Here is a 25187-nt window from a genome sequence, read left to right as displayed (position 1 = left end):
GGAGACGATCCATGGAGTTCAAAGGAAAGACGGTTATCGTGACCGGCGCCGGAAAAGGCATCGGACGCGAAATTGTCAGGATGCTCATCGAGCGGGGTGCTGAGGTGGTGGCCCTGACGCGGAGTGCCGCCGACGTCGAAGCATTGCGTGGGGAGCCCGGCTGCCGGGCCATACAGGTCGATCTCGCCGACGCCGATGCGACCAGACAGGCTGCGATCGCCGCCCTTCCGGCCGATTTTCTCGTCAACTGCGCCGGCACGACCGAACTCCAGCCGTTCCTGGAGACAACCGTCGAAGCCTTCGACCGGCTTGTCGCGGTCAACACCCGTGCTCCGATGATCGTCGCCCAGGAATATGCTCGTTCACTGATCAAAGAGGGCCGCAGAGGCGCCATCGTCAATGTCTCGTCGGTCGCCGCCTTCGTCGGCCTCCCCGACCACGCTGCCTATTGCGCGTCGAAGGGTGGATTGGATGGCTTGACGCGCGTCATGGCCAAGGAGCTTGCACCTCACGGCATCCGCGCCAACGGAATCCATCCCACGGTGACGCTGACCCCGATGGCGGTGAAGGCATGGAGCGATCCCGAGAAGGCCACGGGGATGATGCAACGAATTCCCGTCGGTCGGTTTGCCGAGCCAGCTGACATTGCCGAAGTTGTTCTCTTCCTGCTTTCCGATGAAGCTGCCATGGTGAACGGGATATCGATGCCGGTGGACGGCGGCTATATGATCGCGTGAGATTCAGGATTAACGTGTCGTACGATCCTGCGATTGCGATACGGGAAACGGCGATTTTGGCCGCCGCACCAATCGGCGCAGCTCATCTTGATCAATAAAATGATCCGTCACGCCGGCCTCTTTGTCCGGATGGCTGAAAACAAGACCGTCGGAATCCTCGAGCTTCAGGGCTTGCTCCGTATTCATGATCCCGAGCGCCTGGCGCTCATACTCGGACTCGAGCGCCGCCTCGACGATGGCTTTTTTCTTGCGCATGTCCATGTCCTCCGTTGCTCAAATGGTAACGGACGGGCGGACTCGCGGTTCCCATCAGGGATTCACGATATGAGACCGGCTGAAACGAACATCCCATCGATACACGGCCCTCTATCGCACGGGTGTAGCAAGCAGTCAGCTGCAAACCTGTCTGAGTCACCCATCAAAATTTTGCAGCTTAACAGCACTTCGAGCTTTGGACCTCCGCGTCGTCACTCGCGACCGGAATGCCGGCGGAATTCTCTCATCACGGACTTGCGATTCCTTTCACTCTTTATGCTCTACCGTCAAAACCATTGGCATGGCCCAGTTGACCTGAAGGATCGGCCAGCGCAGTAATCTGACGTTGTCATCCTCGACCTGCGCCTCCCATCGCGCATAAAATGCAATTTCAAGTGAGGGTTTTCTACGACGGTTGTCTACACGGAGGACAGCCCAGCGCGCCCGTGCTCGGAGCAACATCGTTCGACGTTCGATACCACGTTTCGCGCTGCTACCGGCTGCGGCAGCAAAGCCGCACGTTTTCAGGCGTTCAAGAATCAGCTGATTGGTAAGGAAATCAAAGTGGTGCCCAGGACCGGAATCGAACCAGTGACACGCGGATTTTCAATCCGCTGCTCTACCAACTGAGCTACCTGGGCTAACCTGCTTCCGCTGGTGCTTTTCAGAAAAAGAACCGTGGGGCCTTGGTTCGCCCCGGAAGCGAGCGGGGTTATAGCATCTTGTTCGGCCATGGCAAGCGTCAAATGACTCTTTTTTGACGGTCTTGCCGGTTTTGCCGATTCATGAGGAAAAATAAGAGCTTCGCCGGGAAGTTTCTCTAGTTTTCCTCATCTGGGTAATCGGCCTTCGTCTCGTCGTCGGCCACCGGGATGGCATAGGCGCCGGTCAGCCAGCGGGAGAGATCGACCTCGCGGCAGCGATTGGAGCAGAAGGGGTAATGTTCGCGGTGGGAGGGTTTGCCGCATTCGGGGCAAGGGCGCGCCTTGCGCAGCGGCTCGACCTTGGCGGCCGGTTTGTTGTCGTCTGGCATATCGGTCCGTCCTAGAGCATGTCGAGCAAAAATGTCCAACGGTTTTGCGACAACGACATGCGTAAAAACAAAGCCTTAAAGCGCGAGGGATCTGAAAGATCGTGACGCGCTTCAAGCATCGGCCGTCGGGCTCAGCCCTCGGGCCACCGGCTATGCACATCGAAGCCTTCGCCGGTCAGAAGCAGAATGGTTTCATAAAGCGGCAGGCCGACGACATTGGTGTAGGAACCCACCATCTTCTGTACGAAGGTGCCGGCAAGGCCCTGGATGCCGTAGGCGCCTGCCTTGCCGCGCCACTGGCCGGAGGCCAGGTAGTTTTCGATCTCGAAGCCGGAGAGCCGCTTGAAGCGGACCTTGGTCTCGACGATCTTCTGGCGGATCTTGCGATCCGGCGTCACCAGGCAAACGCCGGTGTAGACCATATGGTTGCGCCCCGACAAGAGATGCAGCGAGCTCAACGCCTCGTCGGCAAACTCGGCCTTGCCGAGAATGCGCCGGCCGACGGCGACCACCGTATCGGCTGACAGGATATAGCTGCCCTTCCAGGTGATATCGCCTTTGATAGCGGCAAGGGCAGCCTCGGCCTTCTCCGCCGAAAGCCGGCGCGCGAGCGAACGCGGGTGCTCCGACTTCTTCGGCGCCTCGTCGATATCCATCGGCATCAGGCGCGATGGCTCGATGCCGGCCTGGTTGAGCAGGTCGACGCGACGGGGCGAGCCCGAGGCCAGAATGAGCTTGTATTTCAGCGTCATGGAACCTCGACCATCGGCAGACGGGAGAAAAACCCTTGCAGGGCCCTGGGCAAGCTTACTTGAAACGGTAGGTGATGCGGCCCTTGGTCAGATCGTAGGGCGTCATTTCCACCAGCACCTTGTCGCCGGCGAGAACGCGGATACGGTTCTTGCGCATACGGCCGGCGGTATGGGCGATGATCTCGTGTTCGTTTTCGAGCTTCACGCGGAACGTCGCATTCGGCAGAAGTTCGGTGACGATTCCCGGGAATTCGAGGACTTCTTCTTTAGGCATATAAGTGTTTTCTTCCTGTGGGTTGAATAGGCAGCGCAGGGCGCGCCTTCAAAATTTGGGCGGAAACTACACAATCAACGATGGTTTGTGAACCTTGTTGATCAGGCTTTCCTTTATTTGTTTTCAAGCCGATTGCGCGGCGATGCCATTTCGCTTGAGTAGCCGGCTTTCGATGAGGCCGGCCAGGTGATCGCGAACCTCGCGGTAGCTCTCCAGAATCTGCTCGCGCGTGCCGCTGACTACGGTCGGATCCATCGTCGGCCAGTAGACGACGTCGATCGCATTCGACCTGGTCAGCTCGAGCGCCGAATGATGGGCCTGCGGCGACAGGGTGATGATCAGATCGAAAAAATCGTCCTCGAGCTCTTCCAGCGTTTGCGGCTGGCGGCGCCCAAGGGACAGCCCGATTTCTTCGAGCACGACATCCACGAAGGGATCACGTTCGCCGGCGCGAACGCCGGCGGACTTGATATAGGTATTGGACGGCAGAATGCTACGGGCAATCGCTTCAGCCATCGGCGAGCGGATGGCATTCATGCCGCACATGAAGAGGATGGCGCCCGGCCGCTTTCCCTCCTCGACGTCGGCGGCGAGATCCATGGCCGTCACCCGCGCCAGTAGAGCACGCAGACCAGGGTGAACAGCCGCCGGGCGGTGTCGAAATCGACCTCTATCTTGCCGGTCAGCCTGTCCTTCAGCGTCTGCGAACCTTCATTGTGGATACCGCGCCGGCCCATGTCGATCGCCTCGATGCGGCTCGGTGTGGCCGAACGGATCGCTTCATAATAGCTCTCGCAGATCATGAAGTAATCCTTGACGATCCGCCGGAAAGGGGTGAGCGACAGGATATGGGTGGCAACCGTGCCACCCTCTTCCGTGGTGATGCCGAAGACCAGCTTCGAATCGACCAGCGAGATGTTCAACCGGTAGGGCCCGCCGGCATGGCCGAGCGGCGCGAAGCTGTTCTCCTCGATCAGATCGAAGATGGCGACGGCGCGTTCATGCTCGACATCGGGCGTCGAACGGCCGATCGTATCGTCCAAGACGACGTCGCAAAGCCGGAAATCGCCCTTCGCCATCCCCTCACCTTTCGAGGTTGAGGCGGATCGCGACCGATCGCGCATGGGCATCGAGGCCTTCGGAGACCGCTAGCGCGATCGCCGCCGGGCCGAGGGTGCGCAGTTGCTGCGGCCCAAGGCGCAGGATCGAGGTGCGCTTGACGAAATCGAGCACCGAAAGACCGGATGAGAAACGGGCCGAACGTGCGGTCGGCAGCACGTGGTTCGAACCGCCGACATAATCGCCGATCACCTCAGGCGTATGGGCGCCGATGAAGATCGCGCCGGCATTGCGGATGCCGTCGAGCAGCCGGTCCGGATCGGCGACGGCAAGCTCCAGATGCTCGGCGGCGATGCGGTTGGCGAGCGGAATGGCCTGTTTCAGATCGGAAACGAGGATGACCGCGCCGAAATCGCGCCAGCTTGCCGCCGCCGTCTCAGCGCGGTTCAGCGTCTTCAGCTGGCGTTCGACCGCCTGCTCCACCGCCTTGCCGAACTCGGCATTATCGGTGATCAGGATCGCCTGGGCGCTGACATCGTGTTCGGCCTGCGCCAGGAGGTCGGCGGCAATCCAATCCGGATTGTTGTCCTTGTCGGCAATGACAAGCACCTCGGAGGGGCCGGCGATCATGTCGATGCCGACGGTGCCGAAGACATGGCGCTTGGCGGCGGCGACATAGGCATTGCCCGGGCCGGTGATCTTGGCAACCGGGGCGATCGTCTCGGTGCCATAGGCAAGTGCCGCGATCGCCTGGGCGCCGCCGACACGATAGATCTCGGTGACGCCGACAAGCTTGGCGGCGGCAAGCACCGCCGGATTGACGGCGCCGCCGGTGGCGGGAACGGCGATGACGATGCGGTCGACACCGGCGACCTTGGCCGGCACGGCATTCATCAGCACCGAGCTCGGATAACTCGCGGTGCCGCCCGGAACATAGAGGCCGACCGCTTCGATCGCCGTCCAGCGCGAGCCGAGACCGACGCCGAGATCATCCTCATAAATATCGTCCTTCGGCAGCTGCCGGCGATGGTGGGATTCGATGCGCAGGGCCGCGAGCTTCAGCGCGCCCAGCACCTCCGATGGCACCGCCTCGACGGCGGCGTCGATTTCCTCTGATGTGACACGCATCGGCACGGTCGCGTAATCGATGCCATCGAATTTCAGCGAATATTCGGCCAGCGCCACATCGCCGCGCGCCCTGGTATCATCGATGATGGCGCGAACGGTGGCGTTCACATCCTCGGAAACTTCACGCTTCGTCGTCAGAAAGGCAGCGAAATGCTGCTCGAAACCTTCCGATGCCTGATCCAGCCAGATTGCCAAGGCCGATATTCCTTCTCAACTCGAAACTGCGATATTCAAACGTCAAGCGTCAGCGATGGCGCGGCTTGGAGGAGGCCTCCCAGGCGCCGCCGATATCGGCCAGCTGGACCTCGATGCATTCGACATCGAGCGCAATCGAGGCGGTGCCGGACAGCGACAGCTCGATCGTACCCTCCGGCCCCTCGCCCTTCTGCTCGAAGCGCAATGCCAGCAGCGACAGCACCTCGTCGCGTTTGCCACGATCGATGCCCAGCGACCGGACGGCAAGCACACGCTTGAAGACCAGGGCAGCACGGCGGCGCTCGAAACCCCGGCGCTTACGCGCGGCACCTTCCCAGACGAAACGATTGACGGCAAGCGCGAACTGCGCGTCACGCGGCGACCAGTCGATATCTCCGACCTTGAAGACGCTGTCCTGCATATGCGCGGAAACGACCGCAAGGTCTTCGTCATCGAGCGCCACAAGCTTCAGGTCGGTCATTCAGCCTCATCCCATCATCGGTCAATGCCGGGGGCACCGCCGGAATGGCGACGCGTCAGACAAGGGAAATAGGATGCTGCGGCGGATTACGCAACCGGGATAAGGGCGCGTTTACTCGCTGATGCGCTCGACGATGGCGCCGCAGCGGGTCAACTTCTCCTCGAGCCGCTCGAAACCACGGTCGAGATGATAGACGCGGGAGACCGTGGTTTCGCCCTCGGCGGCAAGGCCGGCAATGACGAGCGAAACCGAGGCGCGCAGGTCGGTCGCCATGACGGGCGCACCGCGCAGGCGTTCGACGCCCTCGATCTTCGCCGTCTGGCCGGAGAGCGAGATCCTGGCGCCGAGGCGGGCAAGCTCCTGCACATGCATGAAGCGGTTTTCGAAGATGGTCTCGGTGACGTGCGAAACGCCCGAAGAACGGGTCATCAGCGCCATGAACTGCGCCTGCAAATCGGTCGGGAAACCAGGGAAGGGATCTGTGACGATATCGACCGGCTTGATGCCGGCGCCGTTGCGCCGGATGCGCATGCCGTTGTTGGTCGAGAAAATCTCCGCGCCGGCGCGGCGCAGCGTTTCCACCGCGGTTTCGAGCAGCGCCACATCGGTATTTTCCAGCACGACGTCACCGCCGGCCATGGCGACGGCCATCGCATAGGTGCCGGTCTCGATGCGATCCGGCAGGACGCGGTGACGGGCGCCGGAGAGCGAGGTGACGCCTTCGATGGTGATGGTCGCAGTACCCGCGCCCGATATCTTGGCGCCCATGGCGTTCAGGCAGTTGGCGAGATCGACGACCTCGGGCTCGCGGGCGGCATTGCCGATGACAGTCGTGCCGCGGGCAAGGGTTGCGGCCATCATCATCACATGGGTGGCGCCGACCGAAACCTTCGGGAAGGTGTAGCGCGCGCCGATCAGGCCGCCGGCCGGCGCCCTGGCATTGATATAACCGGCATCGATTTCCATCGACGCGCCGAGCGCCGTCAGACCGTCGATGAAGAGATCGACAGGGCGCGTGCCGATGGCACAGCCGCCCGGCAGCGACACGCGGCAATGGCCCTCGCGCGCCAGGAGCGGGCCGATGACCCAGAAGGACGCGCGCATCTTCGAGACCAGCTCATAAGAAGCCGTGGTATCGACGATGGTGCGGCAGGTGAAATGGATCGTGCGGGCGTAGGAATCTTCCTGGCGCTCGCGGCGGCCGTTGACGGCAACATCGACGCCGTGATTGCCGAGGATGCGCATCAGGAGTTCGACATCGGCCAGATGCGGCACGTTTTCCAGCGTCAGCGTATCGCTGGTCAGAAGCGAGGCGATCATCAGCGGCAGTGCGGCATTCTTGGCGCCGGAAATCGGAATGATGCCATTCAGCTCATTACCGCCGACGATTCTGATACGATCCATGTGCGCTTACGGGCCGCGCCCGCCTTTCCTGAAAGTTGTGCCTTGAAAGAAGGAGTGAGGTGTTTAGGGGATTTATCAAAACGCTTCAATTGGCGAGGGACGGAACATTACGATTCGTCCATTTTTGCGGCGGGCAGGCCATTTGTTTCGTCGGCTTGCCCGGAACGGCGGGCGCGCACCTGCTGTTTGCGTCTTGAAAGATTTTCTCTGAGCTTGTCGGCGGCGCGCTCGCGGCGCAGTTTCGCCTGTGCCTCGATCGCCTCTTTGCGGCTCTGCTGGCCGGTTTCGGTCTTGTCGTTCATGCAGACAGGATTAGCCGAATTTGCGCCGATCCAAAAGTCCCTTGCGTGCCAATCCACGCGAAGTTGGAATTTGCTGCTTGCGCTTGCCGTCAAGCTGTGGCAATAGCCGCCCCGTTCCCGCAATTGAGCCGCCCGGCTCCGCACGGGTACTGGTCCTGCTGCCGTAGCTCAGTGGTAGAGCACACCCTTGGTAAGGGTGAGGTCGGTGGTTCAATCCCACTCGGCAGCACCAGTTTTCTTTCAGTATTAGGAATCATTTTGCTCTCTCTCGGTGAGAGTAGCCCCTGATCGCAATGGTGGCGCGCCGGCGCCATACAACTTATTTGCGACCGATAAAAATTCCTCATGGCCTGCGTGCGCACGCAAGCTGACATTTCGCCTCATCAGCAACCAACGATTCACCATTGTTGACCGTGAAAATCACGCTAGAATAGCGATCATGGCGGCGCCTCCCCGGAGGAATAGAGGCGCTGCACCGTTGTTTCTGTCGACAATCGTGGAGGAGCATCGATGGCAACTGAAAGATGGAACAGTCCGGTGACGGTCGGTTTCGAAGGTGCCAGCGCGCGAACGGTCAACGGCCCGTTCGATGCGTTGAAGTGCCTGGCGGATTTCTGGCCGAACGCACGCGGACTTCGTTACATCAAGGCCCGCAGCACCTGCCGGGCAGCACTCGACGGGCGCAAGAGCGTGGAAGAAGCGAGAGCTGAATTCCTGGCGGCGGCCGAAGAAGCGAAGCTGAAGCTGCATTGAACCTGCGCATAATCCTTTCCGAAAATCGATTCCGATTTTCCGGGTTATGCATTGCACTTCGCTGAGGATATCGACCATTCCCGGCGTTTCGGTAAAGGAAACGTGCCGGAACGGGGCAATGCTTTCATTTTGCTTAACCCTGCATCGAACTCGTGGCGGGTTTTGGTGCAACGGGCGTTGCGCCTGATACAGCTGTCTTCATAGAAGATGTTCAGCCATCATGATGATGGTCAGAGGCTCGTACCCTCTGCGGAAACGCAAGGCGAGCCTCGTCCGAGCAAGCCCTTCCTGTTTTCAGTTTTCAGCAGCCCGCGCCGCCCTCATTCTCCACCTCGACATAACCGACGCCGATGATCGTACCGTCTGCCGCGCGGATGAAGGAGGGGAGGTAGTGAGGCTCTGCCGGCTGGCAGGCGACGGTGCCGGTATATTCGTTGAGGGCGATCTGGTCCTTCGGCAAAGCGGAATAATTCGTGCCGGTTTCCAGCGAGGCATAGGCGGAGCCGGCAAGGACACCGCCTGTTATCAAGGTCATTGCCGAGAGGCGAAGAAGCGGCTGCATTAGGATCTCCAGCGTTCAGGTCCGGCCTTTCAACCCGCGGGATGGTATTTTGGTTCCCTTCATGCGTTGCAAAGACATGAGGGCGCGGGACCGGCTAGTGTCGCAGCAAGCGACTGTGCACATAGCCTCGTCCGACGATGTTCTCGGCGATCTCGACCGCCCGCTCGACATCACCACGCCTGTGCACGAAGCCTTCCAGGACGACATAGGCGCCCGATATGCTGACGGTGATTTCTCCCGCTTCGATATCGCCGGTCGCATGAAGGGCGCTTTCCACCGAGGCGCGCGTCGCCGCATCGCTGTGGCCCTGCCGGCCGGGCTCCTCATGGTCGGTGAATGCTGGAAACCCGAGCACCGTGACCGTCTCCTGATGTTGGTAGATGCAGGTTAACGCCGTGCGGGACGTTTCGTTGCAGCCGGGCGGATAGCCCTTGGCGGAAGAGGCTGCGATTTCCATATCTGGCTACAGTCGAAAGAGGGATGACGACGATGAAAGCGCTTCTATCAGCCTTGTTGACCGGGGCCTTGCTTGCCGGCTGTTCCTCGGCAGACAGGCCGGCGCTGGAACCCATTCCCGGCAGCATCACCTATGGCGGCCAGCCGCGGACGAAGCTGACCAAATCGCCGGTCGGCAGCGCCGTCCACCACCAATTCTACAACGGGACGGGCCAGCGGGTGGAGGAAACCTATATTCTTCAGCCCGATCGCAGCCTGAAACTGGTGCGGCGCGTAATCGGCCCGGATTTCCCCGATTGAGACTCGCTCGACGCAGCGCGGCGCTTGACAGCGGCTGAAATCGCGAACATTCAAGGAACATCTAATCTTTCCCCAGTGATTCTGCGGGAGCCCGACCGGACGGCTGGATGTATCTCGAAAAGCTCAATCCCCAGCAGCGCATGGCCGTCGAGCATGGCACGCTCACCGACGGCAGCCATATTGCCGGGCCGCTGCTGGTCATTGCCGGCGCCGGCTCCGGCAAGACGAATACGCTGGCGCATCGGGTCGCGCATCTGATCGTCAAGGGCGCCGATCCCCGCCGCATCCTGCTGATGACCTTCTCACGCCGGGCAGCCGCCGAGATGGCGCGCCGCGTCGAGCGCATCTGCCGGGATGTTCTCGGCGCCAATGCCGGCATCATGGCGGATGCACTGTCCTGGTCCGGCACCTTTCACGGCATCGGCGCGCGGCTGCTGCGCGATTATGCGCAGCAGATCGGCCTCGATCCTGACTTTACCATCCACGACCGCGAAGACAGCGCCGACCTGATGAACCTCATCCGGCACGACCTCGGCTTCTCCAAGACGGAAAGCCGGTTTCCGGCCAAAGGCACCTGCCTTGCGATCTATTCCCGAGCGGTGAATTCGGAGACCGCGCTCGATCAGGTGCTGCGCGATGCCTTTCCCTGGTGCGCGACATGGGAGAAACAGCTGCGCGAGCTTTTCGCCTGTTATGTCGAGGCCAAGCAGAGCCAGAACGTGCTCGATTACGACGACCTGCTGCTCTATTGGGCGCAGATGGTCGGCGAGACTGTCATTGCCGAGGATATCGGCAGCCGCTTCGACCATGTGCTGGTCGACGAATATCAGGACACCAACCGGCTGCAGGCCTCGATCCTCATGGCGCTGAAGCCGCAAGGCCAGGGGCTGACCGTCGTCGGCGACGATGCCCAATCGATCTATTCCTTCCGCGCCGCGACGGTGCGCAATATCCTCGATTTTCCCGCTGCCTTCAGCCCGGTCGCTGATATCGTCACGCTCGACCGCAATTACCGCTCGACGCAGCCGATCCTGGCGGCTGCCAACGCCGTCATCGATCTCGCCTCGGAACGCTTCACCAAGAATCTCTGGACCGAGCGGCAATCATCGGAGCGGCCGCGCCTGGTGACGGTGCGCGACGAGACCGAGCAGGCGCGATATGTCGCCGACATGGTGCTCGACAACCGCGAGGAAGGCTTGAAGCTCAAGCAGCAGGCGGTGCTGTTCCGCGCCTCGCATCACAGCGGCCCGCTGGAGGTCGAATTGACCCGACGCAACATTCCCTTCGTCAAATTCGGCGGGCTGAAGTTCCTCGACAGCGCACATGTCAAGGACATGCTGGCTGCGCTGCGCTTCGCCCAGAACCCGCGCGACCGAGTGGCGGGCTTCCGGCTGATGCAGATCCTGCCGGGCGTCGGGCCGTCGACGGCACAGAAGGCGCTCGACCTGATGGCTGAGGATGCGAGCCCGCTATCGGCGCTCGCCGAAATGCCGGCGCCGCCGCGCTCCGGCGAGGACTGGACTGTTTTCGTTGCCATGCTGCAGGAGATGAAATCCGGCAAGGCCGGCTGGCCGGCGGAGATCGGCCTGGCGCGGCAATGGTACGCGCCGCATCTGGAACGGCTGCATGAGGACGCCGCGACGCGGCAAGCCGATCTGCTGCAGCTCGAGCAGATCGCCGGCGGTTATGCCTCGCGCGAACGTTTTCTCACCGAACTCACCCTCGATCCGCCGGATGCGACCAGCGACCAGGCGGGCGTGCCGCTTCTCGACGAGGACTATCTCATCCTGTCGACCATCCATTCCGCCAAGGGCCAGGAATGGACGCGGGTCTTCATGCTGAACGTCGTCGACGGCTGCATTCCCAGCGATCTGGCCGTCGGCGCCACCGCCGAAATCGAGGAGGAACGCCGGCTGCTCTATGTCGCGATGACGCGAGCGAGAGACGGCCTCGATCTGGTCGTGCCGCAACGCTTCTTCACCTACGGCCAGAATTCGCAGGGCGACCGGCATGTCTATGCCTCACGTAGCCGCTTCATCCCGGCGACGCTGCTGCAGTTCTTCGAGGCCTGCAGCTGGCCGCAGGTGAAATCGGAGACCGCCGCGCAAGCGCAGGCGCGGCAGGTGCGCATCGATGTCGGCGCCCGTATGCGCGGCATGTGGCGATAGGCTGGAACAGTTCAGAGCGAAAGCGGCGGCTCGGCCGGTTTCAGGAAATGCTCGATTGTCGCCGCCCCGACGGCCTCGACTGAGGCGGGCGACCATTTCGGATTGCGGTCCTTGTCGATGACGGCGGCACGGATGCCTTCGAAGAAATCGGGATTATCAAGCATCTGCAGGCAGGCGCCGAGTTCGCGGCCGAGGCATTCGGCAAGCGAGGCGCTGCGGCGGCCGGCCCTGAGCAGCCGCAAAGCGAGCTTCAGGCTGGTCGGAGACCGCGTCAGCAGCACCCGGCGCGTCTCGGCGGCGAAATCGCCCTTCTCCTCGGCGAGTGCTGCCAGGATTTCCCCGACGTTGTCGAAACGGAAGGTGCGATCGATCAATGCCGCGTTCAGCCGCAGCCGGCTTTCTCCGGCGGGCTCCGAAAGCGCCTGCAGCACCGCATCGACGTCGCTCGATGAACTGCCGCGTGCCAAGCCCGACAAAGCATCGATCACCGCACCGAGCCGCGACGAAGCGATCTGCAGGTCGGCAAGCCCAGCGTGGAGCGCGTCGGCGGCACCGACATCCAGCCCGGTCAGCCCGAGCCATGTTCCGGCCTCGCCGGGCGCCTGCGGCAGCAGCCAGGTGGCGCCGACATCGGGGACATAGCCGATGCCGGTTTCGGGCATGGCGAGGCGCGTGCGCTCGGTGACAACGCGGTGGCAGCCGTGCGCCGACAGGCCGACGCCGCCGCCCATGGTGATGCCATCCATCAGCGCGACATAGGGTTTGGGATAGGAGGCGATCTGATGGTTGAGGCGGAATTCCTCGCGCCAGAAGGTTCCTGCCAGGCCATCGCCGGCGCGGGCGCTTTCATGCAGGGCGCGGATGTCGCCGCCGGCGCAGAAGCCGCGTTCGCCCTCGCCTGTCGCCACGACGCTTGCCACCTCGCAATCCTCGGCAAAAGCGTGCAGCGCCGCGGTGATCGTGCGGACCATCGGCAACGTCAGGCTGTTCAGCGCCCGCGGCCGGTTGAGCCGGATCACGCCTGCGGTGCCTCGCCGTTCAATGATGACTTCGTCGTCCTGCATGGTTCACCTCCTCGGTCACGACCATGAATAGACGACGATCCAGCTTCGCTCCAGTCGATTTGCGACTGGTCGATCGGATCCGTTCAGGCAGACAGCGAATTGCGCGCGGAGGCTGCCGCTTCGCACCGGGCGGCATAGTCGATGGCAAGTTCCAGCGGCAGCGGCCGCGAGAAATGATAGCCCTGCGCCAGACGAACGCCCATCGCCTTCAATCCGTCGGCGATCTCTTCGCTTTCGACGCCTTCGGCGACCGAGGCCATGCCGAGATTCTGGCCGAAATTGGCGACCGAGCGGGTGATGTTCATGCAGCGGGTCATGCAGGTCCCGCAGGCACGGGGATGGTCAACAGGCTGGCACCCCGGTAGAAGCGCTTCGCGCCTTGCCTGGCAAAACCGTTACACGCTTTGCCTGGAATTGCTCTAGAAAGACGCGGCGGCGAGTGCCCGGTGGATGCTGTGCAGATCGTCGACATTTCTGTTCGACAGGAAGAGTTCCCAATCGAGCGAGCTCTGGACGATGGTTTCGAGAGAATCGTATCTCGGTTTCCAGTCGAGCACCTGCCTTGCGAGCGAAGCGTCGGCGACGACGCTTGCCGAATCGCCGGCGCGGCGCGGCGCCATGTGGATCTTGAAGGAATGCCCGTGCAGGCGCGTGACCATGTTCAGTACGTCGAGCACGGAATAGCCGCTGCCATAACCGCAATTGGCAACGAGCGAGCCCTTGTCCTTGCGCAGGTGCTGCAGGGCTTTCAGATGTGCATCGACAAGATCGGTGACATGGATGTAATCGCGCACGCCGGTGCCGTCATGGGTGGGATAATCGATACCATAGACACTGACGCTGTCGCGCCTGCCGAGGGCTGCCTCGCAGGCAACCTTGATCAGGTGGGTGGCGCCTGAGGTCGACTGGCCGGCACGGTGGTCGGGATCGGCGCCGGCGACGTTGAAGTAGCGAAGCGCGACATAGTTGAAATCATAGGCGGCGGCGGCATCGCGCAGCATGAATTCGGTTATCAGCTTCGACTGGCCGTAAGGATTTTCCGGATTGAGGGGAGCGGTCTCCTTCACCGGCAGGTCCGTCTTCTGCTGGCCGTAGACGGCCGCCGTCGAGGAGAAGACGAAGTTGCGGATTCCGGCCTTGACCGAGGCGGAGAGCAGCGCCCGGGTCTTGCCGGAATTGTTGTCGTAATAGGAGAGCGGATCGGCGACCGAGACCGGGACGACGGCGGAGCCGGCGAAATGGATGATCGCCTCGATGTCGTTTTCGATGAAGATCTTCTTCAATATGTCGGGATCGGCGACGTCGCCGAGATAGAAACGCGCCGCCGGCGCCACGGCCCAGCGAAAGCCCGTGGAGAGGCGGTCGAGCACGACCACATCCTCGCCCGCATCGAGCAGCGCCCAAACCATGTGACTGCCGATATATCCGGCGCCGCCCGTCACCAAAACCGCCATGTCCCGCATCCCTGCTTTCGTTTTATAGCAGGGGCATCAGGCCCGGTTTTTCTTTCCAATTTTCTTATCGAACGGCCGTTCGAGGACCTTTGAACCGGTATGTTTGGACTTGTGGTTAGAGGCCGATTTCGGGCTTTGCTAGAGTTTTATCGATCGGGCGATTCCGGCACAAAACCAGCCGGCCTGGCCGCTTCTCAGCGCTTGAGGATATAATCGCAGAGACGCTCGGCCGCGATCGCCACCTGCGCGGGGTCGCGCAGGAAACAGGCGCGCAGGAAAAGCTCGCCGCCAGCGCCGAACGCGGTTCCGGGAGCAAGGCCGACGCCCGTCTTGTCGACGATATCGAGCGCTGCCTTGCGGCTGTCGGCGACGCCGTCGATCTTCAGGAAAGCGTAAAGCGCGCCGTCTGGCTTCAGCGTCTCGACGCGGTTGGTGGCAACAAGCGCATCGCAGAGAATATCGCGGGAGCGGGCTGCCTTGGCGATATTGGCAGCGATGAAATCGTCGCCCTTGTCCAGGGCGGCGACGGCGCCCTTCTGCATGAACTGCGCGACGCCCGACGTCGAATACTGGACGAGGTTTTCGAGCACCTGGCCCATCTCAGGGGGTGCGACGATCCAGCCGACACGCCAGCCGGTCATCGACCAGTTTTTCGAGAAGGAATTGACGAAGATGATTTTGTCATCAGGCGCCATCACATCGAGGAAGGAGGCCGCGCGGCCGCCTGGAAAATAATAGAGGGCGTAGATCTCATCCGCCATGATCCAGAGGTCGTGCTTGCGGGCCAGCGCCAGGATATCGGCGAGATCCTTCTTCGTTGCTGTCCAGCCTGTCGGGTTCGACGGCGTGTTGATGAAGAGGCCCCTGGTCTTTTCCGTGATGGCGGCTTCGATGCGGTTGAGATCGACCGCCCATTTGCCGCCTTCGAACTGCAGCTCGACACCGACCGAACATGCGCCTGCGATTTCGAGGGCGGCGGCAATATTCGGCCAGGCGGGGGTGAGATAGACGAATTCGTCACCCGGCGAGGTCAACGCCTGAACGCTGATCTGGATCGCCTGCATGCCAGAACCGGTGACATAGAAATGCTCGACCGGAAGCCGGATTCCGAAATGTCTGGCGTAATAATCCGAAAGCGCCTGGCGAAGCTCGGGAATGCCGCGCTGCCAGGTGTAGAAGGTCTCGCCTGAAGCAAGCGCATCCATCGCCGCCCGGCTGATGAAGTCAGGCGTCGGCAGATCACCTTCACCCACCCAGAGCGGCAGCAGGCCTTCGCGGCCACGGGCATAATTGACGACTTCGACGATCCCGCTTTCGGGCGCCGTAATGGCGCGCGGGCTGAGGCTTTTCACGATCGACATGCATATCTCCGGTTTCCGCCTTCATAGAGGATTTACGTCGGCAAATCCCATGATATCCAGTGATGGCACATCGATTTTCGTGATGGATCGGCCCGGCCGGAACGGATGGGGCTCCAGTGCGAATCAAGCCGTCGGGCGCGTGGCGAGAAGATCGCGGATTTCCGTCAGCAGCTGAACGTCTGCCGGCGGCGGGGGCAACTCTTCCGGTGCGGCCTTTTCCTGGCGCTCGACCTGGGCACGTAGGATGTTCACGCCCTTGACCATCAGGAAGATGATCCAGGCGAGGATCAGGAAGTTGATGAGGACGGTGAGGAAACTGCCATAGGCAAACACCGCTCCCTGCTCGCGGGCGGCCGCAAGCGACGGGGCGTTGACGGCCGAGGACAGTGGCAGGAAGTAATTCGAAAAATCGAAGCCGCCGAAAATGGCGCCCACGATCGGCATGATCAGATCGTCGACCAAAGATTTGACGATGCCGCCAAAGGCGCCGCCGATGATGACGCCGACAGCAAGATCCATGACATTCCCGCGCGCGATAAAGGCCTTGAACTCGTTGAGCATCGCATCCGTCTCCCTTCGATGCATTTCAAAGATATGCAAGTGTCTGTTATAGCGTCACGCGTCTCTACAGCCTCGTAAAAAAGGCTCAACGCTTTGAATTGACGCACAATTTATTCTTAATCAATTCCGATTTGAGGAATTATGCAGTAGCAGCATCTTCATTGCAATTCATCAATCGGCAATCGCAATTATTCGGCAATACCCCTCACGGCCTTTGACTTAAGGCCTAGATGGCCAGGAATTTTCAAAGCGCCTGAAATAACTTAAGCTGACCCCACGTTGCGGAGGTCCCGGCGGGTTTCCGCCGGCGGAGGGTCAATGCTTCCAGGCTGGGTCATATTCGCGTCTGCCTTCGGCTATCTGCTGCTGCTTTTCGCTGTGGCAAGCTATGGCGACCGCAAGAACCGCAGCCAGGGCACGCTTGATCGCGGCCCGGGCATGCTCGGCCCGGGCGCGCTGGAAGGCGGATGGCCCGTCGTCTATGCGCTGAGCCTTGCAATCTACTGCACCTCCTGGACCTATTTCGGCAGCGTCGGGCTTGCCGCGCAGCGCGGGTTGGAATTTGCTGGTATCTATATCGGCCCGATCCTGCTCTTCACGCTCGGCATGCCCTTGCTTCGCCGCATCATCGAGCTCGCCAAGGCCGAAAAGCTCACCTCGGTTGCCGATTTCGTCGCGGCGCGTTACGGAAAGAACCCGACGGTCGCCACCATCGTCGCGCTGATCTCGCTGATCGGCACCATTCCCTATATCGCGCTGCAGCTGAAAGCCATTTCCAGCACCGTCAGCGCCATGGTCAACCCGTCGGATTACGGCATCGGCAGCGGCAATCTCTATTTCCTCGACCTGCCGCTCCTCGCAACGCTGGTGCTTGCCTGCTTCGCCATCATGTTCGGCACCCGGCACACGGATGCGACCGAACACCAGGACGGGCTGATCCTCGCCGTCTCGATGGAATCCGTCGTCAAGCTCGTCGCCTTCCTGACGGCCGGCGTCTGCGTCATCTGGTTTCTCTTCGACGGTCCGGCCGACCTCTGGCGGAAGACCGTCGACAACACGCTGGTTATGTCGGCGCTGAGTTACCATACGCCGATCAGCCGCTGGATCACCCTGATCCTGCTGTCGGCCTTCGCGATCATCCTGCTGCCGCGGCAATTCCACGTGACGGTCGTCGAGAACCGGACGCCGAAACAGTTGAAACTCGCAGGCTTCCTGTTTCCTGTTTATCTCATATCAATCAATCTCTTCGTGCTGCCGGTGGCGATCGGCGGGCTCTTGACCTTCGGTGGCAACGGCAATGCCGATTTCTACATGCTGTCGCTGCCGCTTGCCGGCCAGATGCCGGTGGTGTCGCTGATCACCTTCATCGGCGGCTTCTCCGCCGCAACGGCGATGGTCATCGTCGATTCGGTGGCGCTGTCGATCATGGTGTCGAACGACATCATCATGCCGATCTTCCTCAGGCGCAAACTCGCCGGCCGCGCCAGCCTGCGCGACAATTTCGCCAAGACGCTGCTCAATATCCGCCGCAGCGCCATCTTCGCCGTGCTGCTGTTCGGCTATGCCTATTACCGCTCGACCGACAGCACCGCCGGCCTTGCCTCGATCGGCCTGCTTTCCTTTGCGGCGATCGCGCAGATCGCCCCGGCGCTCTTCGGCGGGCTGATCTGGCGGCGGGCGAATGCGCGCGGCGCCATCCTCGGGCTGATCTCCGGCTTCGTCATCTGGGTCTATCTGCTGTTCCTGCCCTCGCTCGGCGGCCCCGATTATTCCTATGTGGCAAGCGCCGTCCTCGGCTTCATCTTTCCCGGGACGACGCTGTTTACCGCCCCCGACGCCGATCCGCTGGTCAATGCGACCGTCATGAGCCTGCTCGTCAATACCGCCTTCTTCGTCGTCGGCTCGCTCACCCGCAATGCCAGGCCGCTGGAACGCATCCAGGCCGGCATCTTCGTCAAGCGGCATTCGCGCTCGCAATTTGCCACGCGCGGCTGGAAGACCCGCGTCAGCGTTGGCGACCTCAAGGCGGCGATCTCGCGCTATCTCGGCGAAGAGCGCATGCAGCGTTCGTTCACCACCTACGAACAAGGTTCCGGCCGCAAGCTGGAGGACGAACAGCCGGCCGACATGGCGCTCATCCATTTCAGCGAACAGCTGCTCGGCAGCGCCATCGGCTCCTCTTCTGCCCGGCTGGTGCTGTCGCTGATCCTGCAGAAGATCGAGGATGCCTCTTCCGATACCGCCTGGCTGCTCGACCAGGCGAGCGAGGCGCTGCAATATAACCAGGACATGCTGCAGACGGCGCTTTCGCAGATGGACCAGGGCATTGCGGTGTTCGACAGTTCCAACCGGCTGACGATCTGGAACCGGCGCTTCCGGCAATTGCTGGATCTGCCGGAAAGTGCCGGTCAGGTCGGTTTTCCCCTGTCGGAGATCGTCACCACGCTCAGCCAGCGCGGCGATATCGCGCCCGGCGATCTCAGCCAGACGGTGCGGCATTTTCTGACGCTCGACAAACCCTTCTCGCTGGTGCTCGGCGGCGGCGAGCGGATCATCGAGGTGCGCTCCAACGCCATGCCCGACAAGGGCATCGTCGCCACCTTCACCGATATCACTCAGCGCGTCACCGCCGACCAGGCGCTGAAACAGGCGAACGAGACGCTGGAACAGCGCGTCGCCGAACGCACGGCCGAGCTGACCCGCGTCAACCGCGAACTCGGCGAGGCGCGCGCTGCCGCCGACGAGGCGAATATCGGCAAGACCCGCTTTTTCGCCGCCGCCGGCCACGACATCCTGCAGCCGCTGAATGCCGCCCGGCTCTATTCCTCGGCGCTGGTCGAGCGCATGGCGCAATCCGACAACAGCCCGATCGTGCGCAACATCGATTCGGCGCTGGAATCGGTCGAAACCATTCTCGGTGCGGTGCTCGATATTTCGAGGCTCGATACCGGCGCGATGCGGCCACGGCTCGCCGCCGTGGCACTCTCCGACCTGCTCAAGCGCATCGAGACCGATTTCGCACCGATCGCCCGGGAAAAACAGCTGAAACTGGTGGTCATGCCGACGTCGCTCAGGGTCCGCTCCGACCCCAACCTTTTGCGCCGGCTGGTGCAGAACCTGGTTTCCAACGCCATCAAATACACGATCACCGGCAAGGTGCTGGTGGGTGCGCGGCGGCGCGGCAACCAGGTGATCATCCAGGTGATCGATTCCGGCATCGGCATTCCGCCGTCGAAATTCCGCACCGTGTTCAAGGAATTCGCGCGGCTGGATGAAGGCGCCAAAACCGCCTCCGGCCTCGGGCTCGGCCTTTCGATCGTCGACCGCATCGCCCGCGTGCTCAATCATCCGGTCGAGCTGCAGTCGACGCATGGCAAGGGCACTGAATTCCGCATCGCCATGCCGCTTGACGTCTCGCGCCCGGCCGAGGCCGCAGCGGCCGCCGCCCCTGCCGACCGCCCGGGGCAGCCGCTCAAGGGGCTGAAGATCCTCTGCATCGACAACGAGCCGAAGATCCTCGAAGGCATGCGGCTGCTGCTCAGCGGCTGGGGTTGCGAAGTCAAGGGGCTGGATTGTCTCGCCGACGTGATATCCAGCGACGGTCGTGACGGGCCGCCGGATCTCGCCATCGCCGATTATCATCTCGACGACGGCACAGGCATTGCCGCGATCCTGCATCTGCGCCGGCAGTTCGGCGCCGATATCCCTGCCCTGATGATCACCGCCGACCGCACGCCGGAGGTGCGCAGCGAAGCCGAGCGGCACGACATCGCCGTTCAGCACAAACCGGTGCGGCCGGCGGCGCTGCGCGCCTATATCACCCAGATTTCCGGCCTGAAACGCGCCGCCGCAGAGTAAAATTAGTCCGCTGTGTTCATGACGCGGGCGACCAGATCGCGCACACGCGCCGTATCCGGCACGTCGCCGAACAGGATGCGATACATGATCGGCGCCACGACCTGGTCCATGACCAGATCGACATCCGGAAACGGCCCGTGGCGGGCCTTCGCCCGCTCGGCGATGACGACGATCTGCTGGCGGGTATATTCGCAGCATTTGCAGGCATTTGCGCCTGCTTGCGCCGCCAGCACGTCGCGGATCATCTCGCGGCCCGGGCCGGAGGACATTTCCTCGGCATATTGCTCGGCCCAAGCCTCGAGATCGGCACTGCCGCTGCCGGCATCGACCGGCTGCATATCCGGGCGCAAACGCTCGACGGCGACATCGGCAAGAAGCGCCTGCAGGTCGCCCCAGCGGCGATAGATGGTCGACGGCGTCACACCCGCCTTGCCGGCGATCAGCGGGATGGTCACCTCGGCGCGGCTCATCTCGGCCAGCAGCTCACGCACCGCCTTGTGCACCGATGCCTGAACCCTGGCGCTTCTGCCGCCCGGGCGGAGATTCTCCTTCACTGCCATGCCTGCAACCCGACTTTTGCACCTGACGCCCATAGTTCAAAATCTTTGACAGAACCATAAACGCAAATAATTTGCCTTTACCAGGCGCCTACCCTACATGGAGCTAACGCAACTGTTTAGCTTTAAGGGGCTTATATATGGTCGCCGCAGCCAAATCCATAGAGAATTCGCCGCGCCCCTCGATCGGCTTTCATGCGCTGACGCTCGCCACTTTCTTCGGCGCCTCCGCAGCGCCCACGCCGCTCTACCGGATCTATCAGGAGAACTTCGCGCTCTCGCCGGTGCTGATCACGGTGGTCTTCGCCGTCTACGCCTTCGCGCTGCTGGCGGCACTGCTGATCGCCGGTTCGATCTCCGACCATCTCGGCCGCAAGCCGGTGATCTTTTTCGCCCTGGTGCTCGAAATCGTCGCCATGGGCCTGTTCGTCGTCGCCAGCGGTCCCGGCTGGCTGATCGCGGCGCGGATCGTGCAGGGCATTGCAACGGGGATTGCCGGCGCCTCGCTCGGAGCCGCTCTCGTTGATGTCGACCGGGCCAAAGGGCAGATCGTCAATTCGATCGCGCCGCTTTGCGGCATGGCGGTGGGCGCGGTCGGCACCAGCGCCTTGATCCAATACGGCCCCTTCCCGATGCATCTCACCTACGCGCTGCTGCTCGTCGCCTTCACCCTGCAGGCAGCGGCCATCTGGCTGACGCGCGAGACCGGCGGCACACGGCCGGGCGCGCTCGGTTCGCTGATACCGCGGGTCGCTGTTCCGCCGCAGGTGAAGCGGCCGCTGTCGCTGGTGACGCCGATCAACGTCGCCAACTGGACGCTTGCCGGCTTCTATCTGTCGCTGGTCCCGTCGCTGGTCGCCAGCACCACCGGCAGCGGCGCGCCGCTGACGGGCGGCGCCGTCGTCACCGCGTTGATGGTGAGCGGGGCAATCGCCGTCTATCTCAGGCGCGGCAAGACGGCCTCGGCCAACCTCGGTTTCGGCGTGTCGGCGAAGACACTCGGCATCCTGACGGTCGTTGCCGGCGTGCATCTCGCCAACGTGCCGCTGCTTCTCGTCGGCACCGTCTTCACCGGCGCCGGTTTCGGCACCAATTTCCTCGGCTCGATCGGCACGATCATGCCACTTGCCAAACCGGACGAGCGGGCCGGATTACTGGCGGCCTTCTACGTCCAGAGCTACCTCGCCTTCAGCCTGCCGGCGATCCTTGCCGGGTTCCTGGCGAAATCGGCCGGTTACGCGCTGACGACGGATATTTATGCGACGGCGATCTTGTTGCTGATGGGCGTCGGGATCACGGCGGTTCGCGCCGGCCGGCGCAAGGCGGCGGAAAGCGCAGCCTGACATTCTTCATCGGCCGAGATCGACCGGAGCGAAGGGTCTCCGCTCCGGTCAAGGGCTGTGTCAGAAGTCCTCCCAGCCATCGCCGGCCGAAGCTGCTGCCTTTGAGCCGCCGCCCAGAGCGACAGCCAGCGTCTTCTTCAATGCGCGGGCCGGAGAGGGAACGGGGGTCATCGTGTGCGATGATACGACTTTCGGAGCGGCGACCGGACGCGGGACATTCGAACGCGTCGTAGTCGAAGTCATGCCCGCGCCGGTATCGAGCCGGAACTGACCCAAGCGTCCGGAGAGGGCAGAGACCTCGGTCGCAAGCCTGTGGGCCGCCGCGTTGGACTCCTCCACCATGGACGCATTCTTCTGCGTCGCCTGATCCATCTGATTGACAGCCGTATTGATTTCCTGAAGGCCGGTCGACTGCTCGCGCGCCGACTGAACGATCGCGTCGACATTGCGGTCGATCTGCTGCACCTCCTGGACAATGCCTTCCAGAGCATCGCCGGTCTGGCGGACCAAGGCAACACCCTGCTGCACCTGGCCGCCGGATGAGCTGATCAGAGCCTTGATCTCCTTGGCCGCGCCAGCCGAGCGCTGCGCGAGCTCGCGGACCTCCTGAGCGACCACGGCGAAGCCCTTGCCGGCTTCACCGGCGCGCGCGGCCTCGACGCCGGCATTCAGCGCCAGCAGGTTTGTCTGGAAGGCGATCTCGTCGATCACGCCGATGATGTTTGAGATCGACTTGGACGACTGTTCGATGTCGTGCATCGCTTCGACGGCGCGTTGCACGATCTGGCCGGAACGTTCGGCATTTTCCTTCGTCCGAGCAACCATCGATCCTGCTTCTTCGGCACGCGCCGTGGAATCCTTGACCGACGTCGTAATCTGCTCCAACGCTGCCGCCGTTTCCTCGACGGAGGCCGCCTGCTGTTCCGTCCGGCGCGCAAGATCGTCGGCAGCAGAACGGATCTCCTCAGTGCCGCTTTGAATGACCGCAGCATTTTGCGAGAACGACAGCAGCGCCGACCGCAGTTTGACGACCGACTCGTTGAAATTGACGCGGGTCTGGTCAAGCGTCGCCGCGAAAGGCTGCTCGAGTGCGATCGTTACGTCGCCTTCGGCAAGCTTGGCGAGGCCAAGCGCCAATTCGCCGACGGCGAATTTGACGTCGGCTTCCTGAGCCTGGTCGATCCGGGCGCGCTCCGCACGCTCCTTTTCCTGCAGCATACGGTTTTCTTCTGCCTCGGTCTGCAGGCGTGCTCTTTCGCGGTTGCTCTCGAGCAGTGCCTTCAGGGAGCGCGAGAGGTCACCGATTTCGTCCTTCGCGTCGCCGTCTTTCAGGGTCACGTCGAGTTTGCCGGCAGCAATGTCGGCAGTCTCGCCGATCACGCTGGAAATCCGGCCGACGAAGCGGCGGGCGATCAGCCACCCGGCGAGGCCGAGCAGCAAGGCCGCTAGGCTGGTGGCGAGAACGGCATCCCGCACGACCGTATAGAGAGCCCCGAAGAGTGTCGCCTTCGGGACCGAAACGATCGCATACCAATTTGAGCTCTCGGCAAGCTTGACCGCGACGGCAACCGCCAGAGAGACGCTGCCATCCTCATTGGTCACCTCATGCTCGACACCGGGCGTGGCGATCAGACGATCCCAATCCGCAGTCTTTATTCCCGTCTCCGACAGGCTCTTGCCGATGAGGCTCGCATCCGGATGGCTCACGATCTTGCCGGCGCTGGTGACCAGTCCAAGGAAGCCCGCGCCCATGGGTCGAATGGCCGCCAGCGCCTTGTTGGTGTCCTGCAGCGAAAGATCGAGGCCGGCAACGCCGACCGCTTTTCCATCGATGATGATCGGCTTGGTGACGGAGGTCATCAAAACATCCTTGCCGTCGATCGCATAGGAATAGGGCTCGATGACAACGGTTTTGCGCTGTGTGAACGGCAGCTGATAATAGTCGCCCGGCCCAGCCAGTGTGTAATCGGTCAACGCGGTATGGGTGATCTGGCCGCCGCTGCGCACCCAGTAGGGCACATAGCGGCCCGTCGTGTCATGACCTTCCTTGCCGACGAAATCCTTGTCCTTGCCATCGAAGGCATTCGGCTCCCAGCCGGTCCAAGTCGCAAGGATTGACGGGTTGGCTTGCAGCATGTTGAGCAGGACCTTGTCCGCCTTGGTACGATCGGTGTCGCCCAGTTCCTTCATCGTCGTCAGCACGGTGTCCAGTCCGTCGACGATATGCACTGTGCCGCCGATATTCTTTTCGATATTCAGCGCTTCGGCTGTGGCGATCTGGCGCATCTGTTCGATGCTGCCGCTGCGAATTTCGTTATAAGCTTGATAAAAAATGATGCCGGAAGCACCAATAACGGCAATGACGCCGCAAGCCGCCACTGAAAAAAGATTGCGACTTGTCGTAGATTTGAAAAACATGTTCCCGCTCGTTTCGCTGCTGTACTAGCGGACGCCTCAAGTCAATTCGCCGGCGCGCTTGAACAACTGTCACCCAGCAAAACCGAAGGCTCCCGAGATCCATGCTTGCAAATTTTGATTAAAAAAGTTCTCATTCTCCACAAGTCGGCAAACGGAACTATCCGGTTCCAGTTGATATCCCACGATGCACGCCCCACTGCTAATTGCAGGATAGAATTATACAAACAGAGCGTGGCTTCACGGCGTCAGATCAAGCAGCGCGCGGCCGCTGCCATCCATCGCGAAAGGCACCGAGGCGTGCTGGTGGGCAACCAGCCAGCGGCCGTCCTGCTTGACGAGGCCCAGCGTCTGGCGGAACCAGAGATCGACCTCGGCGCCATCAGTCTTGGTTCCCGTCATGTGCATGAGGCCGCTCCAGAAGGCGACATCCCCGCCGACCGTCAGCTTGGCATCGCGCACCTCGCCGCCGATCGGGCCTTCCCAGGTGTCAAACCAGGCCTGCAGGCCCGCCTGGTCCTTGCCGTAATAGACGAGCGGCGGCGCCAGCGAAAATTCGACGGACTCTTCGGCCTCATAGGAAAGCGCCTCCTCGGCGTTCTTTTCCCCCAGCGCCTTGGCGCGCATCATCAGCATGGCGATGACCGCCTCTTCCTCGTGCCTGGCATTCGTTTCATCTTTCACATCCGTTCTCCTTCTCCGCTATGAACCGAGG

Annotated in this window: 25 protein-coding genes, 2 tRNA genes and 1 pseudogene; 7 read left to right on the top strand and 21 right to left on the bottom strand. The window is 62.0% G+C overall.

Annotation, left to right across the window (positions count from 1 at the left end):
• Positions 1-11 precede the first annotated feature (11 nt).
• The gene (locus QMO82_RS26140) at positions 12-737 is read left to right on the top strand and encodes an SDR family oxidoreductase (RefSeq protein WP_183605637.1); all 726 of its coding nucleotides are present in this window, start codon (positions 12-14) and stop codon (positions 735-737) included.
• A 9-nt stretch (positions 738-746) separates the two neighbouring features.
• Here the strand turns inward: QMO82_RS26140 and QMO82_RS26135 are convergent, their stop codons facing one another.
• From QMO82_RS26135 to QMO82_RS26085, 11 genes are all read right to left on the bottom strand, one after another.
• The gene (locus tag QMO82_RS26135) at positions 747-998 is read right to left on the bottom strand and encodes a hypothetical protein (RefSeq protein WP_183605636.1); all 252 of its coding nucleotides are present in this window, start codon (positions 996-998) and stop codon (positions 747-749) included.
• Between the two features lie 559 nt (positions 999-1557).
• Positions 1558-1633, bottom strand: a tRNA-Phe gene (locus tag QMO82_RS26130).
• A 179-nt stretch (positions 1634-1812) separates the two neighbouring features.
• On the bottom strand, positions 1813-2025 hold the full coding sequence (gene yacG, locus QMO82_RS26125) for a DNA gyrase inhibitor YacG (protein ID WP_183605635.1): 213 nt from the start codon (positions 2023-2025) through the stop codon (positions 1813-1815).
• A 131-nt stretch (positions 2026-2156) separates the two neighbouring features.
• Positions 2157-2777, bottom strand: coding sequence for a Maf-like protein (locus QMO82_RS26120; protein WP_028757471.1), 621 nt, complete (start codon positions 2775-2777; stop codon positions 2157-2159).
• Between the two features lie 55 nt (positions 2778-2832).
• Entirely contained in the window at positions 2833-3051 is a 219-nt protein-coding gene (infA, locus tag QMO82_RS26115) for a translation initiation factor IF-1 (RefSeq protein ID WP_003545338.1), read from the bottom strand.
• A gap of 123 nt (positions 3052-3174) precedes the next feature.
• On the bottom strand, positions 3175-3651 hold the full coding sequence (locus QMO82_RS26110; RefSeq protein ID WP_183605634.1) for a low molecular weight phosphatase family protein: 477 nt from the start codon (positions 3649-3651) through the stop codon (positions 3175-3177).
• A 5-nt stretch (positions 3652-3656) separates the two neighbouring features.
• Positions 3657-4130, bottom strand: coding sequence for a UPF0262 family protein (locus QMO82_RS26105; protein WP_097619979.1), 474 nt, complete (start codon positions 4128-4130; stop codon positions 3657-3659).
• Between the two features lie 4 nt (positions 4131-4134).
• Complete coding sequence (gene hisD / locus QMO82_RS26100) at positions 4135-5433, bottom strand: histidinol dehydrogenase (protein WP_183605633.1); 1299 nt, start codon at positions 5431-5433, stop codon at positions 4135-4137.
• Positions 5434-5482: 49 nt separating this feature from the next.
• Positions 5483-5914: a DUF2948 family protein gene (locus tag QMO82_RS26095; RefSeq protein ID WP_183605632.1), complete on the bottom strand. Its 432-nt coding sequence runs from the start codon at positions 5912-5914 to the stop codon at positions 5483-5485.
• A gap of 111 nt (positions 5915-6025) precedes the next feature.
• Complete coding sequence (gene murA / locus QMO82_RS26090) at positions 6026-7318, bottom strand: UDP-N-acetylglucosamine 1-carboxyvinyltransferase (protein ID WP_183605631.1); 1293 nt, start codon at positions 7316-7318, stop codon at positions 6026-6028.
• A 107-nt stretch (positions 7319-7425) separates the two neighbouring features.
• Positions 7426-7620: a hypothetical protein gene (locus QMO82_RS26085; protein WP_010069185.1), complete on the bottom strand. Its 195-nt coding sequence runs from the start codon at positions 7618-7620 to the stop codon at positions 7426-7428.
• A gap of 157 nt (positions 7621-7777) precedes the next feature.
• Between QMO82_RS26085 and QMO82_RS26080 the strand changes: the two genes are divergently transcribed.
• Both QMO82_RS26080 and QMO82_RS26075 read left to right on the top strand, forming a co-directional pair.
• Positions 7778-7852, top strand: a tRNA-Thr gene (locus tag QMO82_RS26080).
• A gap of 278 nt (positions 7853-8130) precedes the next feature.
• Positions 8131-8373 carry a DUF982 domain-containing protein gene (locus QMO82_RS26075; protein WP_097619983.1) on the top strand — a complete coding sequence of 81 codons (243 nt, stop codon included), beginning with the start codon at positions 8131-8133 and terminating at the stop codon, positions 8371-8373.
• A gap of 301 nt (positions 8374-8674) precedes the next feature.
• On the opposite strand, the gene QMO82_RS26070 is transcribed toward QMO82_RS26075, so the two are convergent.
• Together QMO82_RS26070 and QMO82_RS26065 are read right to left on the bottom strand one after the other, a co-directional pair.
• Positions 8675-8935: a hypothetical protein gene (locus QMO82_RS26070; protein ID WP_183605630.1), complete on the bottom strand. Its 261-nt coding sequence runs from the start codon at positions 8933-8935 to the stop codon at positions 8675-8677.
• A 94-nt stretch (positions 8936-9029) separates the two neighbouring features.
• On the bottom strand, positions 9030-9290 hold the full coding sequence (locus QMO82_RS26065) for a BON domain-containing protein (protein ID WP_183606635.1): 261 nt from the start codon (positions 9288-9290) through the stop codon (positions 9030-9032).
• A gap of 125 nt (positions 9291-9415) precedes the next feature.
• Between QMO82_RS26065 and QMO82_RS26060 the strand changes: the two genes are divergently transcribed.
• Both QMO82_RS26060 and QMO82_RS26055 read left to right on the top strand, forming a co-directional pair.
• The gene (locus tag QMO82_RS26060) at positions 9416-9691 is read left to right on the top strand and encodes a hypothetical protein (RefSeq protein WP_183605629.1); all 276 of its coding nucleotides are present in this window, start codon (positions 9416-9418) and stop codon (positions 9689-9691) included.
• A gap of 107 nt (positions 9692-9798) precedes the next feature.
• Entirely contained in the window at positions 9799-11859 is a 2061-nt protein-coding gene (locus QMO82_RS26055) for an ATP-dependent helicase (protein WP_183605628.1), read from the top strand.
• An 11-nt stretch (positions 11860-11870) separates the two neighbouring features.
• Here the strand turns inward: QMO82_RS26055 and QMO82_RS26050 are convergent, their stop codons facing one another.
• The 5 genes and pseudogenes from QMO82_RS26050 to mscL all read right to left on the bottom strand — a co-directional run bounded on the left by QMO82_RS26050 (position 11871) and on the right by mscL (position 16299).
• Complete coding sequence (locus QMO82_RS26050) at positions 11871-12923, bottom strand: enoyl-CoA hydratase/isomerase family protein (protein ID WP_183605627.1); 1053 nt, start codon at positions 12921-12923, stop codon at positions 11871-11873.
• An 83-nt stretch (positions 12924-13006) separates the two neighbouring features.
• Positions 13007-13234, bottom strand: a pseudogene (locus QMO82_RS26045) (EAL domain-containing protein); the annotation flags it as partial.
• 108 nt (positions 13235-13342) lie between these two features.
• On the bottom strand, positions 13343-14377 hold the full coding sequence (galE, locus tag QMO82_RS26040) for a UDP-glucose 4-epimerase GalE (protein ID WP_183605626.1): 1035 nt from the start codon (positions 14375-14377) through the stop codon (positions 13343-13345).
• Between the two features lie 194 nt (positions 14378-14571).
• Positions 14572-15738 carry a pyridoxal phosphate-dependent aminotransferase gene (locus QMO82_RS26035; protein WP_183605625.1) on the bottom strand — a complete coding sequence of 389 codons (1167 nt, stop codon included), beginning with the start codon at positions 15736-15738 and terminating at the stop codon, positions 14572-14574.
• Positions 15739-15861: 123 nt separating this feature from the next.
• Positions 15862-16299, bottom strand: coding sequence for a large conductance mechanosensitive channel protein MscL (gene mscL, locus QMO82_RS26030; protein ID WP_183605624.1), 438 nt, complete (start codon positions 16297-16299; stop codon positions 15862-15864).
• Between the two features lie 318 nt (positions 16300-16617).
• Between mscL and QMO82_RS26025 the strand changes: the two genes are divergently transcribed.
• Positions 16618-20157 carry a PAS domain-containing hybrid sensor histidine kinase/response regulator gene (locus QMO82_RS26025; RefSeq protein ID WP_183605623.1) on the top strand — a complete coding sequence of 1180 codons (3540 nt, stop codon included), beginning with the start codon at positions 16618-16620 and terminating at the stop codon, positions 20155-20157.
• Positions 20158-20159: 2 nt separating this feature from the next.
• Here the strand turns inward: QMO82_RS26025 and QMO82_RS26020 are convergent, their stop codons facing one another.
• Entirely contained in the window at positions 20160-20717 is a 558-nt protein-coding gene (locus tag QMO82_RS26020; RefSeq protein ID WP_183605622.1) for a TetR/AcrR family transcriptional regulator, read from the bottom strand.
• 137 nt (positions 20718-20854) lie between these two features.
• On the opposite strand from QMO82_RS26020, the gene QMO82_RS26015 reads away from it, so the two are divergent.
• Positions 20855-22057, top strand: coding sequence for an MFS transporter (locus tag QMO82_RS26015; protein ID WP_183605621.1), 1203 nt, complete (start codon positions 20855-20857; stop codon positions 22055-22057).
• Positions 22058-22117: 60 nt separating this feature from the next.
• Here the strand turns inward: QMO82_RS26015 and QMO82_RS26010 are convergent, their stop codons facing one another.
• Together QMO82_RS26010 and QMO82_RS26005 are read right to left on the bottom strand one after the other, a co-directional pair.
• Positions 22118-24475, bottom strand: a complete 2358-nt coding sequence (locus tag QMO82_RS26010) for a methyl-accepting chemotaxis protein (RefSeq protein WP_183605620.1) — start codon at positions 24473-24475, stop codon at positions 22118-22120.
• A gap of 237 nt (positions 24476-24712) precedes the next feature.
• Positions 24713-25156, bottom strand: a complete 444-nt coding sequence (locus QMO82_RS26005) for a nuclear transport factor 2 family protein (RefSeq protein WP_183605619.1) — start codon at positions 25154-25156, stop codon at positions 24713-24715.
• Positions 25157-25187 lie beyond the last annotated feature (31 nt).

The organism is Rhizobium sp. BT04 (assembly GCF_030053135.1).
GTDB classification, from domain to species: Bacteria; Pseudomonadota; Alphaproteobacteria; order Rhizobiales; family Rhizobiaceae; genus Rhizobium; species Rhizobium binxianense.
This window is presented reverse-complemented; position numbering and strand designations above follow the sequence as displayed.

Excerpts from the sequence above, each read along its gene's own strand:
- QMO82_RS26015 (WP_183605621.1), top strand. The coding sequence starts at position 20,855 with ATGGTCGCCGCAGCCAAATCCATAGAGAATTCGCCGCGCCCCTCGATC.
- QMO82_RS26110 (WP_183605634.1), bottom strand. The coding sequence starts at position 3,651 with ATGGATCTCGCCGCCGACGTCGAGGAGGGAAAGCGGCCGGGCGCCATC.
- QMO82_RS26075 (WP_097619983.1), top strand. The coding sequence starts at position 8,131 with ATGGCAACTGAAAGATGGAACAGTCCGGTGACGGTCGGTTTCGAAGGT.
- QMO82_RS26050 (WP_183605627.1), bottom strand. The coding sequence starts at position 12,923 with ATGCAGGACGACGAAGTCATCATTGAACGGCGAGGCACCGCAGGCGTG.
- QMO82_RS26070 (WP_183605630.1), bottom strand. The coding sequence starts at position 8,935 with ATGCAGCCGCTTCTTCGCCTCTCGGCAATGACCTTGATAACAGGCGGT.
- QMO82_RS26120 (WP_028757471.1), bottom strand. The coding sequence starts at position 2,777 with ATGACGCTGAAATACAAGCTCATTCTGGCCTCGGGCTCGCCCCGTCGC.
- mscL (WP_183605624.1), bottom strand. The coding sequence starts at position 16,299 with ATGCTCAACGAGTTCAAGGCCTTTATCGCGCGCGGGAATGTCATGGAT.
- QMO82_RS26085 (WP_010069185.1), bottom strand. The coding sequence starts at position 7,620 with ATGAACGACAAGACCGAAACCGGCCAGCAGAGCCGCAAAGAGGCGATC.
- QMO82_RS26095 (WP_183605632.1), bottom strand. The coding sequence starts at position 5,914 with ATGACCGACCTGAAGCTTGTGGCGCTCGATGACGAAGACCTTGCGGTC.
- galE (WP_183605626.1), bottom strand. The coding sequence starts at position 14,377 with ATGGCGGTTTTGGTGACGGGCGGCGCCGGATATATCGGCAGTCACATG.
- murA (WP_183605631.1), bottom strand. The coding sequence starts at position 7,318 with ATGGATCGTATCAGAATCGTCGGCGGTAATGAGCTGAATGGCATCATT.
- QMO82_RS26140 (WP_183605637.1), top strand. The coding sequence starts at position 12 with ATGGAGTTCAAAGGAAAGACGGTTATCGTGACCGGCGCCGGAAAAGGC.
- QMO82_RS26010 (WP_183605620.1), bottom strand. The coding sequence starts at position 24,475 with ATGTTTTTCAAATCTACGACAAGTCGCAATCTTTTTTCAGTGGCGGCT.
- QMO82_RS26020 (WP_183605622.1), bottom strand. The coding sequence starts at position 20,717 with ATGGCAGTGAAGGAGAATCTCCGCCCGGGCGGCAGAAGCGCCAGGGTT.
- QMO82_RS26060 (WP_183605629.1), top strand. The coding sequence starts at position 9,416 with ATGACGACGATGAAAGCGCTTCTATCAGCCTTGTTGACCGGGGCCTTG.
- QMO82_RS26135 (WP_183605636.1), bottom strand. The coding sequence starts at position 998 with ATGGACATGCGCAAGAAAAAAGCCATCGTCGAGGCGGCGCTCGAGTCC.
- QMO82_RS26035 (WP_183605625.1), bottom strand. The coding sequence starts at position 15,738 with ATGTCGATCGTGAAAAGCCTCAGCCCGCGCGCCATTACGGCGCCCGAA.
- QMO82_RS26055 (WP_183605628.1), top strand. The coding sequence starts at position 9,799 with ATGTATCTCGAAAAGCTCAATCCCCAGCAGCGCATGGCCGTCGAGCAT.
- QMO82_RS26105 (WP_097619979.1), bottom strand. The coding sequence starts at position 4,130 with ATGGCGAAGGGCGATTTCCGGCTTTGCGACGTCGTCTTGGACGATACG.
- infA (WP_003545338.1), bottom strand. The coding sequence starts at position 3,051 with ATGCCTAAAGAAGAAGTCCTCGAATTCCCGGGAATCGTCACCGAACTT.
- yacG (WP_183605635.1), bottom strand. The coding sequence starts at position 2,025 with ATGCCAGACGACAACAAACCGGCCGCCAAGGTCGAGCCGCTGCGCAAG.
- QMO82_RS26025 (WP_183605623.1), top strand. The coding sequence starts at position 16,618 with ATGCTTCCAGGCTGGGTCATATTCGCGTCTGCCTTCGGCTATCTGCTG.